General features: G+C 41.2%; 8 protein-coding genes and 1 tRNA gene. 5 read left to right on the forward strand and 4 right to left on the reverse strand.

Annotated features, from left to right (window positions below; translation table 11 throughout):
• Positions 1–275: 275 nt before the first annotated feature.
• From H6G18_RS03380 to argF, 4 genes are all read right to left on the reverse strand, one after another.
• A complete protein-coding gene (locus tag H6G18_RS03380) occupies positions 276–3,605 on the reverse strand; it encodes a CBS domain-containing protein (protein ID WP_190405676.1) in 3,330 nt (1,109 codons plus the stop codon).
• A gap of 270 nt (positions 3,606–3,875) precedes the next feature.
• The gene (locus H6G18_RS03385; protein WP_190405677.1) at positions 3,876–5,354 is read right to left on the reverse strand and encodes a DNA phosphorothioation system restriction enzyme; all 1,479 of its coding nucleotides are present in this window, start codon (positions 5,352–5,354) and stop codon (positions 3,876–3,878) included.
• 124 nt (positions 5,355–5,478) lie between these two features.
• Entirely contained in the window at positions 5,479–6,084 is a 606-nt protein-coding gene (gene lexA, locus H6G18_RS03390) for a transcriptional repressor LexA (protein ID WP_190405678.1), read from the reverse strand.
• Positions 6,085–6,229: 145 nt separating this feature from the next.
• Entirely contained in the window at positions 6,230–7,150 is a 921-nt protein-coding gene (gene argF / locus H6G18_RS03395) for an ornithine carbamoyltransferase (protein ID WP_190405679.1), read from the reverse strand.
• Positions 7,151–7,480: 330 nt separating this feature from the next.
• On the opposite strand from argF, the gene H6G18_RS03400 reads away from it, so the two are divergent.
• The 5 genes from H6G18_RS03400 (at position 7,481) to H6G18_RS03420 (ending at position 13,401) form a co-directional block, all read left to right on the forward strand.
• A tRNA-Thr gene (locus H6G18_RS03400) sits at positions 7,481–7,552 on the forward strand.
• Between the two features lie 663 nt (positions 7,553–8,215).
• Positions 8,216–8,452, forward strand: coding sequence for a hypothetical protein (locus H6G18_RS03405; RefSeq protein ID WP_190405680.1), 237 nt, complete (start codon positions 8,216–8,218; stop codon positions 8,450–8,452).
• Positions 8,453–8,635: 183 nt separating this feature from the next.
• Positions 8,636–10,390 carry a sensor histidine kinase gene (locus tag H6G18_RS03410; RefSeq protein ID WP_190405681.1) on the forward strand — a complete coding sequence of 585 codons (1,755 nt, stop codon included), beginning with the start codon at positions 8,636–8,638 and terminating at the stop codon, positions 10,388–10,390.
• Between the two features lie 398 nt (positions 10,391–10,788).
• The gene (locus H6G18_RS03415; RefSeq protein ID WP_010995481.1) at positions 10,789–11,019 is read left to right on the forward strand and encodes a NifU family protein; all 231 of its coding nucleotides are present in this window, start codon (positions 10,789–10,791) and stop codon (positions 11,017–11,019) included.
• Positions 11,020–11,166: 147 nt separating this feature from the next.
• On the forward strand, positions 11,167–13,401 hold the full coding sequence (locus H6G18_RS03420) for a glycoside hydrolase (RefSeq protein ID WP_190405682.1): 2,235 nt from the start codon (positions 11,167–11,169) through the stop codon (positions 13,399–13,401).
• Positions 13,402–13,558 lie beyond the last annotated feature (157 nt).

Consider the following 13,558-nt stretch of genomic DNA (forward strand, 5'->3'; position numbering starts at 1 on the left):
TTTTTTGGACAAAATAGGATTTATTTTTATTTTGTTTTTTGATATAATCAACAAACATAAAATTTTTATAATTAAATATTAGTAATTTTTTTAAATAGACAAACACTCAATTTTAATAATCTTTAATTTTTCACAAAAAGTACAATTAAGCACAACTTTTATAAAAAAATTTACAAAGTAGCGCCCAGTGAGGAAGTATACTTGCTCAGTACAATTGAAGTATAGTTTAATCAGCGCCTATACCCTTACCACACCTGTGAGTACACCCCTACACCCTAATTCCTCCTACCGATCGCATCTGATAGAGTATGTAATAAATCTGTTGCTGTGTAAGGCTTAGAGAGAAATTTCTTAGCACCAGTTGCAATAGTTTTTAGCTGATTGGCGGGTAAGCCACTGGTAGCAATAATCTTGACACTGGGATTGAGAGTTAGTAGAGTGCGAATGGTTGTCAATCCATCCATGTTGGGCATATTCACATCTAGCAAGACGGCACTGATTTCTGGCTTATGTTCAACATAGAGAGCGATCGCCTCAATGCCATCGTTAGCCAATAGAGTTTTATAATTGTAATGTTCTAAGGTTTCCTGAGTGGTTTGTTGGACAACTCTTTCATCATCTACAACTAAAATTAACTCACCCTGGCCTCTGGGCAAATCTGTCTGTGTTGCTGTCTCGATTGCTGTTCCTTCTCCTCTGGGCAGAAACACCTGAAATTTTGTTCCTTTACCTACCTGACTGGATACATCCACAAAACCACCGTAGTTCTTGACTATACCTAAAACCGTTGATAGCCCCAGTCCTGTACCTTTCCCGACTTCTTTAGTGGTAAAAAAGGGATCAAAGATGCGCTCCAAAAATTCTGGTGGAATTCCCGTCCCTGTATCTGAGATAGTGACAACGACATAGCCTCCCGCGTGAGCCTCAAGGTGCATTCGAGAATATGTGTTGTCAATGATTCGATTTTCAGCAGTGATGGTGAGAATACCATCATTGGGCATGGCATCACGGGCATTAACGGCCAAATTCATGAATACCTGTTCTATTTGAGTAGGATCACCTTGCACCATCCACAAAGTATTTGTGGGAATGTCAGTCACGATTTCAATAGATTTAGGAAATGTCTGCTTGATAACTTTGACTAATTCTTGGAGCAAATGTCCAGGTTGCAACAGGATGTGTTTACCTTCTGTACCACGGGCAAAGGTGAGAATTTGTTTAACTAATTCAGATCCACGCTTCGAGCTGTTTTCTAGTGTGTGAAACAGTTCTTGAGTCTTTTCATCCACATTTCTGCACCTTAAAGGCAACAGTTGGGCAATCATCATGATGGGTGCAAAGACGTTGTTCAAGTCGTGAGCAATACCACTAGCTAGGGTTCCTAGACTCTCTAGGCGTTGAGCGCGATAGAATTGTTGTTCTAGTTGTTTTTTCTCAGTAATATCGGTGTTGACTGTTAAGATAGATTGAGTTTGTCCGAATTGATTGTGTATTCGTGTCCACCGACTAGCAACGATAATTTTTCTCCCAGTTTTGGTGGTTTTCTCTAACTCACCTTGCCATGAACCTTGTTCGACAGTAGTTTTTAAAGCTGCTTCCAATTCAGACAAAGATTCTGTATGAAAAAGTTCATGAGCTACTTTCCCCACACTTTCTTCTGCTGTCCAACCGTATAAGTTTTCAGCCCCTCGACTCCAGAACAGAATGCGGTTTTCTAAATCACGGACAAAAATGGCATCAGTGCCGATATCAATTAAAGACGCTTGTTCGGCAATTTTCTGTTCGGACAGCTTGCGATCGGTAATATTGCGGCTGACGCTTGCCAGACCAATTAACTGGTCGTTCGTGTCTTTGATGCAAGAAACGCTGTAAACCATCCATAATGCTTCCCCCGTCTTGAAATGACGGAAACGAATTTCTACCTCCGCCCGTCCTTCACACAAAACACGCGGGAAAAATTCATTGATGATAAAGTCCTGATCTTCGGGAAAGAAAAATTCCCTGACTGGCGTTTCGCTATATTGGTGAGTGTCATTCAAACCGACTAGTTCCATGCCTGCCGGGTTGAGATAGAACGGCACAAAATTCATATCACACATACCAATAAATTCTGTGCTGTTATCAGCCAGAGAAACAAATTTACGGATTTCTAGTTCCGATTGTTTGCAATCAGTGATATCTCGCCCTTCTGGAACCAACATTACCACAGTTCCAGTTTCATCAAAAATGGGCTTCAGGGAAAAGTCTACAAATGCCTGTTTTCCATTTGCCCAAATGTGTTTAGTTTCCATCCGAACAAACTCACCATTTGCTGCACGGGCGATCGCCTTTTGCAGTATTTGCTGCTGTTCTGGGAAATGCACCCACCACGGTGTTTCCCAAAAGGGTTTTCCCATGACATCTGACAAATTAGCGGCGACAATGTCTAAAGCTGCACGATTTGCGTTGATGACAATCCCTTCCGTCGTCAGTAGTCCCATAAATTCAAAAGTACTGTCAAAGACGGCGCGAAGTTTCCATTCATTTTGCTGTAATTCTGCTTGTGCTTGTTTGCGTTCCTCAATCTCTTGTTGCAGACGTATATTTGTTTGTACCAATTCAGCTGTACGCTCCGCCACCCGCAACTCTAATTCTTGTTGAGCTTGGCGTAGTGATTTCTCAACCTGGCGGCGTTGTATCACTTCCTGTTGTAACTGATGGTTGCTTTGCCTGAGTTGCACCGTTTGCTCTGAAATTTTTGCTTGTAAAGCTTGGATAACTGTAACTATTTCTAGAGGATCAAGTACTTGCAAAAAATTGGTTTGTGTCACCAGTCCTTGTAGTTCTCCTTGTTCTCCAACTACAACTAACCGCCGCACCTGTCGCGCTTGCATCAACTGGTGAACCGTCCATAAAGATTCAGTAGGACTGACACTGAATACAGGACTACTCATCACTTCTTGCGCCTGGGTTTGGGCTATATCTAGTCCCTGTAACTGGACTTTAATAATATCTTTCTCAGTGATCATGCCTACAGGGATCAGCGCCGTTTCCTGTTTTGCGACAATTACCAGACAACTGATTTGGCGATCGCTCATAATTTGGGATAATTCCAACACAGATGTAGTTGGCAGAGCATGAATCACTTCTGTGGTCATCACTTCTGTCACACATCGCAGCTTCAGCAGGTGAGTTGGTTGGATGACCTGACGAATTCTATCTTGGGTAATCAAACCTACTAATTGCCCTTGCTCATCTACTAGAGGCAAATGGCGAATTCGATGCTGGCACATCAAAGATAAAGCTGTCAGGGCATTTTGATCCGGAGCTAACGTTAGGCTGACGACTGGCTGTGTCATCACCTCAGAAATTTTGACCCTAAATAAATCTACTCCCGCCCCAGTCAGCCGGACTACATCCCGTAGAGTGAATATGCCTACTAAGTTGTTTTCTTTAACTACTAAAACACAACTACTAAAATCAGATGTAGATTCTACTAAACTGCTTTTTACCGGATTCATTCGAGAAATTACATCAATGATTAGGGTATCTGGTAATACAGTTAAAGGTGAATATTCAACTACCTGCTCTAGAGTAGGCAAATCCACAGAATAAAGTGATTGCATTAGGTCAAGTTTTCAGTTATTGCAATAAAGAACTGAGAAAAAGCAGCACAAAATGGGCTTAGTAATGATTAATTTTTAAGCCTGACGACAAAATTTAACTTCCTGGTCGAATAAGATTCTGATTTTAATTTTTACTAATCTACTTAGATGATATTTTGTAATAGAAATAACTATCTTTTAATAAAAAAACATATATTAATTATACAATACAAGTATTTTTCCAACTAATAACTAGTTTAACTTAAAGTTTATACATTCGGCATTTACTAATCAAATATCCAGTAAACCATAGCGTTTTTGCAAATTAAGTAACTTAATCCTTGCTTGTCCTGCATTATCAGCCAAATCAGCAAATTCTACAAACCTACGCAACTCTTTTCTTAACAGATTGCGCTCTACTTCTATGGTTTCCCGATCTAAATCTGGTGGCAAAACAATCATATCGTAGATGGTAGCCCGTTCTTTATTTGGGTGAGGACGCAACACTCTTCCTCGTCGCTGAATGAATTGGCGAGGATTACCAGAACTAGACAAAATCACAGCCGTTTGAATTGCTGGAATATCTACTCCTTCATCTAAACAACGAATTGCTACTAAACCTTGTAATTTACCTTGTTCAAATTGAAGACGCAAAGTTTCTCTTTCGTGTAAGGGTGTTTTTGCTGTGTATGTACTGACTTTGTAACCTAATTCCACTCCCAAAATTTTGGCAACGGCTTTGAGTTGACGTAAAGAGGAACGTTGTCCTATTTCTGGGGAACCATCACTACAATAAAAGAGTGTATGAGTAGTTTCTCGGCGCGTTGTCATCAAATCACGTAAAGCAGGTAATTTATTGGCTGCTGCACCAATTAATCTCGCCCTTTGCATCAATAACGGCTTTAAATCTTCATGATCTTCCAAATTAGATGACTCGCCGCTTTCTCTTTCTCGATATAGTAGCGCCCTACCAATTTTTTTCGTTAACTTTAAATAGGAAATACTTTCAGCTTCCGTGAGTTCCACTAGTATGGGATAATACAAATAATGTACTAATGCACCTTGAGAGATCGCATCCCTCAAAGTAAACTCTGGTTGTAAAACCGTGCCAAAATAATCAAATAAAGATTGTGTACCTTCATCATCAAAATATCTTTCAGGTGTAGCCGATAAAGCGAGTCTCAACCCTACACGCCGGGGTAAACTTTCCTCTAACTTAGGTGCGCCTAAATTATGGGCTTCATCACCAATAATTAAAGTTTTGGCAGGAAAATACTTGAGTTGCGACTGAAAACCATCACCAATTAATGTGGAATTGGTAGTAATCACAGTTACAAAGCCTTGAGAACCTGAACGCAGATTGTAAAGTTGGGTAGAAAGTTGACTTTGCCAAGTGCGTAGATTCTCAAAGGCTAATATTGGTTGTAAATTAAATTTCTCGCATTCTCGCGCCCATTGTGTGACCAAATGACGATAGGGACACACCACCAACAGCACTTGTAAGCTAATCTGCTGGTATAGTTCACAAGCGATCGCCAGTGCAGTAATAGTTTTACCGCTACCAGTCGCCATTTTCAGCGTTCCTCTGCCATTATTCGCAAACCAGTTAGTCATAGCTTGACGCTGATACTGGCGTAACTGCACAGATAACGGCATTCTAGGACACCCTGGTAACGGCTGAGTCTGATAACTACCTTGACCTTCCCTGACAAATGGTAATTTGAGCCGGAAAACAGGAAGTTGCTGCACTGGATCTTGCTTCAGGTACATAATACCAATTCAAAATTCAAAATTTCTAGGGATTGGAGATGAGGAAGATGAGGGGATGAGGGGATGAGGAAGACAGGGTAGGTGAAATTCTTCCCCATCTCCCATATCTCCCCCATCTTCCCATTCACATATAACCGCGCCAAACACCGACGAGAGAACCCTGTACCTGTACCTGCATGGCTGTAACTTCAATGGGATTGTATTTGGGATTGGCTGGTTTGAGGGTGATGCGATCGCCACTTCTGTAAAATCGTTTTAATGTAGTACCGTAACCATCAACCCTGGCGGCGACAATTGTCCCGTTTTTTAACTGATCTGGTTCAGGGACTGGACGGAGAAATACCAAATCGCCATCGGTAATTAAATCTTCAATCATGCTGTCGCCAGTTACCCGCAAAGCATAAGTTTGAGCAGGTAAAGTGAAATTGGAAAAGTCGATATGCTCTACAGCATCAGTGAATGGTTCTATTAAACCACCTGCTGCGATCGCGCCTAAAACTGGCACACCTTGCTTAATAGGTTGTAAAATCCGAATCGTTCTGGCTTTACCTTCAGTCCATTCAATGTATCCTTTCGTGCGTAAATGTTCTAAACGACTTTGAATAGGTGCAGGTGATTTTAAATTCATCGCTTGCATCATTTGGCGAATCGAAGGTGAATGCTGGTGAATGCGGATATATTCTGCCAGCCATTCATAAAGTTCTTGTTGAGCTTCTGTTAGGCGTTCCATAAAATAATAGGGAGGTAAATATAAATGTCCCTAGAACATTAGTACTACAAAAAATCTCGAATAACAAGATAAAAATCAAAATATAAAAGGCAAAAGAAAGCTAATTTACTTTGCTTTTGCCTTCTTACTTTCGACTTTTAACTGTTCACTCTGCCCCTAAAATACTAGCTAGCAAAGCTTTTTGAACGTGCATTCGATTTTCTGCTTGTTGCCAAACTCGTGATTGAGAACCTTCGATCACTTCTTCTGTAATTTCTTCACCACGATGAGCTGGTAAACAATGTAAAACAATTGCATCTGGTCTTGCTAGACTTAATAACTGTTCGGAAATTTGGTAAGGTTGAAAAATAGGAAAGCGATCGTCCGCTTCTGCTTCTTGTCCCATACTTGCCCAAACGTCAGTGTAGAGTACTGATGCGTCTTTAGTCGCTAATTCTGGGTCATGAGTCAGCAGAATTTCCGTTTTACCATCTCCTATTGCCTGTGCTTGTGCTACAACTTTGGGGTCTGGCTCATATCCACTAGGAGTAGCAATTTTCACATTCATCCCCGCCAAAGCACAGCCAAGCATCAAAGAATTAGCAACATTATTACCATCACCAACATAGGTCAAAGTTAACCCAGAAGTTTTGCCAAAACATTCTTGTACAGTTAATAAATCCGCTAATATTTGGCAAGGATGTTCTAAATCTGTAAGTGCATTAATTACCGGAATTTTGGCGTACTCAGCAAAAGTTACTAACTCTTGTTGTTCAAAAGTGCGGATTGCCAAAACATCCAGATATCGATCTAATACTCGTGCGGTATCTTGTATTGGTTCTCCCCGACTAACTTGAGTAACATTGGGATTAAGATCAATTACTTGTCCACCCAATTGGTACATCGCCACTGTAAAACTGACTCTTGTACGAGTTGAAGCCTTAGAAAATAACAAACCCAATACTTTATTACACCGCAACTTCAACTGTTGTGATTTCAATTGGGTTGCCAATTGCAGGAGTTCTTGAATTTCTGTAGGAGTCAAGTCTGCCAGACTTAACAAATCTCGTCCTAACAATGCTGCCATGCTTGTGATCTGTTAAAGAATAATTATAAATCTCTGTTCCTTTCCCCAGTCAAGTCAAAAAAAAAATACAGTTGGAAAACTGTACTCTATGTTTTTTCATCAAGTCTAGGATTTGAATCAGCTTTTGCAATGAATATTAATTTATCAACATTTTTTTAGTGATTTAAATCACCGATTTTTATTAAGCACATCATCTCGCCCAAGGTGAAGAAAGTAGTCTATCAGCCTCTTCTTATCCACGGCACCAAATTAAGAGGCTTTGGGGGTAGACAAATGAATTAATTGTGATATAATTAAAAATCGGTGAGTGCATTAAGGCAACTGCACAATGCCAGCATAGCACAGTGGTAGTGCATCCGACTTGTAATCGGAAGGTCGTCGGTTCAAATCCGACTGCTGGCTTTCGCAAAAGAATGTTGATCTGTATTTACGTGTACATTTGTCTGCGTTGGCAGATTAGTTTTGTTTTCAACACATTTAATATTGTGGTCTAACAAATTTGTGTCGTGGCTTATTTGAGATAACTGTTCACAAATTTAAGAGAGGCGATCGCTAACTCCTGAGCAAATCCGATTTTTGGTTGATACGCTTGTAAATAACCTTCCCTCAGGTAATCAAACAGCCCTATCTCTAATCCCCCTGCCTTTCCTGCTCCTCTTACTCCTATCCTACGGAATACTAAAGCTATATATACCCCCAATCTCCAGTCCCAATTTTAAAGATTACTCACAGACTTTTTAAGAATCTCTATAAAGTCTATTTTTCTCTGCTAGTATTCATCAAACTGAAGCGTACAATAAATATATATAAGTACATAGTATAGATAGGATGGGCAATTACCACCCGTATTTGCCCGGAATCTCTGATTTACTGACAAAACTTCTAGCCTCATGTCTAGAAAGTTCTAGAAAAATTGCCACTGGCTATCTGATGCTGTTAGTTTGGTGAAATTTCGGGGAACTATGTAACTATAAACTTTTAATATTTGTCAGTAAAATAACCCGAACAGTGAATAAAACTGCTTTACAAAGCTTGTGACAAGACAGTTTCTGAGTATATAAACCTATGAATATGAAAGAAAGAGCTACCGATGCGGAATCAAGCCAAACCGATAAGGTAGAGATAGCTGTCCACTTGGATTCGGAGTTACTGGAGCAAATTCAGCACCTAACTAACGACCCTAGCAAAGTAATTGAAGTAGCGATTCGTCAATGGTTGAGAGGCGAAGCTCTCAGAGATGATGAACTGACGCGTAGCCCACACCGTGTACCAGTTCCACCGCGTGGGGAATGGAATGATTGACTTTCATGAATAGGCTGTAAAGAACAAGCCTATAAAATGTAAAGTTTGTCAATCTAGATGCCAGAACAGTTAGAATACGCAATACTCATTATGTATAAACTGTAAAATTTTACGCCAACCTTTGCCCAGCCTTAGTGAAACTGTTGTGAGTTGCTATCTGTCCATCCAACTCGATTCGATGTAATGACTATTACTGCCAATTCCCAATTACCAAATAGATTTCCCCAAAACCTGGAATCGATTAACCACAAGGCTGATGGCTTATTAGCAACCCTCGGTGCTGAGTTGATATATGTACAAGATGGGCTAGGGCGTTACCTATCCTTTTATTGGCAGAAAAGTGATCTTTTAGGGTTCAACCCAGAGCAAATAGTAGCCGATAGCAATGGACAAGAAATCTTTTCCCCAGTGGACAAAGTTTCTTACATGGAAAGATTACATCAAGTAATGACCAACCTAGTTCCAGAAAAGTTCCCCTTCTGGTTTAGTTGTCATCAAAATTTATTTGAGTTGGAATTGGTTATCAGTCCGATTATTCCGCCATTGGGAACGGCTGCTACTACTGTTTTAGTTATGGGAAGGTTATTACAAGTTAAAGTCAATAACCAAGAATTAAATGTAGCAATTACCACACCTACACAAATAGACCTAGCTTCACGATCGCAGCAACACCAAAGACTGGTAAATAAAATTACCAGAAATATTCGCCGGACGTTAGATTTAGATGCAATTTGGCAGCAAACAGTTGACAGTCTAGGCAAAGCACTCAGACTAGAGCGTTGTATTATTTGCCCCTATCAGCCCTCCAGCTCAAAAGTGCGAGTAATCGCCGAATATCATCAACCAGACAGAGCATCTATGCTGGGGTTGGAAATAGATGTGACCTCTGAACCAGCGTTTGCTCAAGCCTTGGCGACCTTGGAACCAATCATCATGGAGGTTCCAGACTATAATCTTTGTCCACAACAAAAAATTCTCGTAGTAGCTACCTGTTATCAAGACCAAGCCAATGCTTTGATAGCAATCAACTTGCGGGATGAGTGTTATCCCCTCACCAATGCTGAACTAGAACTAGCCAAAGAAGTAGCAGATCAATTAGGAACAGCGATCGCTCATGCTACTTTATACAAAGAATTAGAAGCAGCACGACAAAAAGCCGAAGAAGCTTCCCGCCTCAAAAGTGAGTTTCTCGCTAATGTCTCCCACGAAATCCGGACTCCCTTAAATGGTATGATTGGCTTTTTGAAGCTAATTTTAGAGGGAATGGCAGACGATGCCGAAGAGAGGAATCAGTTTTTATCTGAAGCCCATCACTTATCTTTACATCTGCTCAATATTATTAACGACATCTTAGATATAGCCAAAATTGAAGCAGGAAAAATGGAGCTAGTTTGCGCTCCCGTCAAGCTAGAAGAGCTATTCTCTGATGTAGATAACTTCATGCGCCCACAAGCAGAAGTCAAAAACCTGACTTTTCGGATGCAATTACCACCAACTTCCGATGAAATAGTAGTCGAAGGTAATTACCAACGGCTTCTGCAAGTGATGTTGAACATAGTCAATAATGCCATTAAATTTACCCACGAAGGTGGTATTACCATCACTGCGGATGTCGTACTCAAAAAAGGGAAATTCCAAGAACAGCATTTCCCTGGCATGGTAAGAGTCAGGATAGCTGATACCGGTATTGGTGTTTCTTTAGACCAACAAGACAAACTATTTCAATTATTCTCTCAAGTCGATGGTTCCCGCACTCGTCAGTACGGTGGTACAGGTTTAGGACTGGCAATATCCCAGAAACTTGTAGAGACTATGGGTGGAGAGGTACATTTCTACAGTCTTGGTGAAGGACTTGGTTCGACAGTCACATTCACCGTACCCTTATATCAACAGCCAGTGATGCTGTCATCTAACGACAGTGACGTAGATTGTAAGTAGTCGGTTACAGGTTACAGGTTACAGGATAAAACTGGTGTAATTAATTTTGTCTCATTACTTATTCGTTAAATATATAAGCGATGGGGTGAGCTATCAATACTCAACTGTCATCGATGCCCAGAAATCAGCAATAACTTATAGAATATTTGATAAATACTCAACCTTCAACAGCAAACAGTTATGGATTGTGACCTATAGCGATATTATTATGTGTTCATGACGATTGCACCAAGCAACTGAGAAGAAAACACAATTTGGCAACAATTGGATCTAGGATCGATTTAATAAAGCTGCAAAATAAGACTTTGAGTGGGATGTGAAAAATTAGGCATAGGAAGAACAGCCAATGTCCAATGCTCCATATCCACATACTTTGTTAACTTACTAGGTATCAAGCAATGGAATTAACAATTGACAACGTTGAGACAGTCTTAGATGAAATGCGCCCTTACCTGATATCTGATGGTGGTAACGTGGAACTTGTAGAACTTGATGGGCCTATTGTTAAGTTACGTTTACAAGGTGCTTGTGGTTCTTGTCCTAGCTCTACCATGACCCTGAGAATGGGTATTGAACGCCGTCTACGGGAAATGATTCCTGAAATTGCCGAAGTTGAACAGGTAATTTAGGGACTGGGGATTGGGGGCTGGGAAGAAGCAGAGGAGTAGGGAAGTAAAAGAGCAGAGAAGAGGGATTTAATCTCCGATCCCCAAATTCCCAAAACCCAAAACCCAAAACCCAAAACTCAATACCCAATACCCAATCCCTAAGACTCTATGACTCAACCACTCTACGTTGCTTTTATCTGGCATCAACATCAGCCACTATATAAGTCTCCTGGTAGCAGCCTAGCAACAGCTTCTAGTCAGCAATATCGCCTGCCTTGGGTACGCTTACATGGTACGAAGGATTATTTGGATTTGGTGTTACTTTTGGAAAGGTATCCCAAATTGCACCAAACGGTAAATTTAGTTCCTTCCTTAATTCTGCAACTAGAAGATTACATTGCTGGTACAGCTTTTGACCCTTACCTGACTGCCAGTCTGACACCTAATGAGCAATTGACTCAGCAACAAAGAGAGTTTATCGTCCAGCACTTTTTTGATGCCAATCACCATACCTTAATTGATCCTCATCCCCGCTATGCCGAGTTGTATTACCAAAGGCAAGAGAAAGGAAAGAGTTGGTGTTTAGCGAATTGGCAGTTAGCAGATTACAGTGATTTGCTGGCTTGGCACAACTTGGCATGGATAGATCCACTGTTTTGGAATGACCCAGAAATTGCAGCTTGGTTAGAGCAGGGGCGTAACTTTACATTAGGCGATCGCCAGCGCATTTATTCCAAACAACGTGATATTCTCAGCCGTATTATCCCCCAACACCGGAAAATGCAGGAATTGGGGCAACTAGAAGTTACCACCACACCCTACACTCACCCGATTTTACCTTTATTAGCCGATACCAACTCTGGACGAGTAGCAGTAGCAAATATGACTTTGCCAGAGGCTCGATTCCAATGGGCAGAAGATATTCCTCGTCACTTACAAAAAGCTTGGGAGTTATATAGAGAAAGATTTGGGCAGGAACCAAGAGGTTTATGGCCTTCAGAACAATCCGTCAGCCCAGCTATATTACCGTATATTATTAAACAAGGATTTCAGTGGATTTGCTCAGATGAATCCGTCTTGGGGTGGACACTAAAACATTTCTTCCATCGGGATGAAGTAGGGAATGTACAGGAGCCAGAGCTAATATATCGCCCTTATCGCCTAACCACACCAGCCGGAGATTTAGCAATTGTCTTCCGTGACCACAGATTATCAGATTTAATCGGCTTTACCTACGGGGCAATGCCAGCCAAACAAGCAGCCGCAGACCTGGTGGGACACCTACAAGCGATCGCCAGAATGCAAAGAGAACGCCCCAGTGAACAGCCTTGGTTAGTCACCATCGCTTTAGATGGCGAAAATTGCTGGGAGTTTTACCCCCAAGATGGCAAACCATTTTTAGAAGCTTTATATCAAAATTTAAGTAACGAACCCCATATTAAACTTGTCACCGTCTCCGAATTTATCCAAGAATTTCCCCCTACAGCCACTATTCCCGCCGAAAAGCTTCATAGCGGTTCTTGGGTCGATGGCAGTTTTACTACCTGGATTGGTGATCCCGTCAAAAATCGCGCTTGGGATTACCTCACAGAAGCGAGAATCATGCTGGCAAACCATCCAGAAGCTACGGAAGAAAATAACCCTGAAGCCTGGGAAGCTTTGTATGCTGCTGAAGGTTCAGATTGGTTTTGGTGGTTTGGGGAAGGACACTCCTCAAATCAGGATGCCATTTTTGACCAATTGTTTCGAGAACATTTGTGCGGTATCTACAAAGCCTTGAACGAACCTATACCCGCCTATCTCAAGCAACCCTTAGAAGTTCATGCAGCAAGAACAGACCATTCCCCCGAAGGATTTATACATCCGGTGATTGATGGTAAAGGTGACGAACAAGACTGGGACAAAGCCGGACGGATAGAAATTGGTGGGGCGCGAGGGACGATGCACAACAGCAGCATCGTTCAGCGATTGTGGTATGGGGTAGATCACTTGAATTTTTATTTGAGGTTGGACTTTAAAAGCGGTGTTACACCAGGACAAGGTTTACCCCCAGAGTTAAACTTGTTGTGGTTCTATCCAGACAAAACAATGCACAACAGCCCGATTCCTTTGGCAGATGTGCCGGATACAGACCCACTCAATTATCTATTCCATCATCATTTGGAAATTAACTTACTGACCCAATCAATCCAGTTTCGGGAAGCAGCCGAACATTATCAATGGCATCCCCGTGTTAGTCGCGCTCAAGTAGCTTTAGAAAATTGTTTGGAAGTAGCAATTCCTTGGGCTGATTTACAAGTTCCACCAGATTATCCTTTGCGGATGATTGTTGTGTTAGCGGATGAAGGGCGTTTTAGTAAATACTTACCAGAGGATACTTTAATTCCGATTGAAGTACCCTAACAAGGGACTTCCAGAAATTAACAATTCAAAAATAAATTATCCCATTTACTCAGGCTACATTATTCTGTATCCCCCTGCTCCCTGCTCCCTGCCTACAAAGCGATGGAATATTTTTTTAGTTGGAAGTCCCTAAGAATTGGGAATTTATTAAACCTAC

The sequence above is a fragment of the Anabaena subtropica FACHB-260 genome, from assembly GCF_014697105.1.
GTDB lineage: Bacteria > Cyanobacteriota > Cyanobacteriia > Cyanobacteriales > Nostocaceae > Trichormus > Trichormus subtropicus.

Bases quoted from the DNA above. Each gene is read 5' to 3' on its own strand.
- argF (WP_190405679.1), bottom strand. From the start codon at position 7,150: ATGGCAGCATTGTTAGGACGAGATTTGTTAAGTCTGGCAGACTTGACT.
- H6G18_RS03380 (WP_190405676.1), bottom strand. From the start codon at position 3,605: ATGCAATCACTTTATTCTGTGGATTTGCCTACTCTAGAGCAGGTAGTT.
- H6G18_RS03420 (WP_190405682.1), top strand. From the start codon at position 11,167: ATGACTCAACCACTCTACGTTGCTTTTATCTGGCATCAACATCAGCCA.
- H6G18_RS03410 (WP_190405681.1), top strand. From the start codon at position 8,636: ATGACTATTACTGCCAATTCCCAATTACCAAATAGATTTCCCCAAAAC.
- lexA (WP_190405678.1), bottom strand. From the start codon at position 6,084: ATGGAACGCCTAACAGAAGCTCAACAAGAACTTTATGAATGGCTGGCA.
- H6G18_RS03405 (WP_190405680.1), top strand. From the start codon at position 8,216: ATGAATATGAAAGAAAGAGCTACCGATGCGGAATCAAGCCAAACCGAT.
- H6G18_RS03385 (WP_190405677.1), bottom strand. From the start codon at position 5,354: ATGTACCTGAAGCAAGATCCAGTGCAGCAACTTCCTGTTTTCCGGCTC.
- H6G18_RS03415 (WP_010995481.1), top strand. From the start codon at position 10,789: ATGGAATTAACAATTGACAACGTTGAGACAGTCTTAGATGAAATGCGC.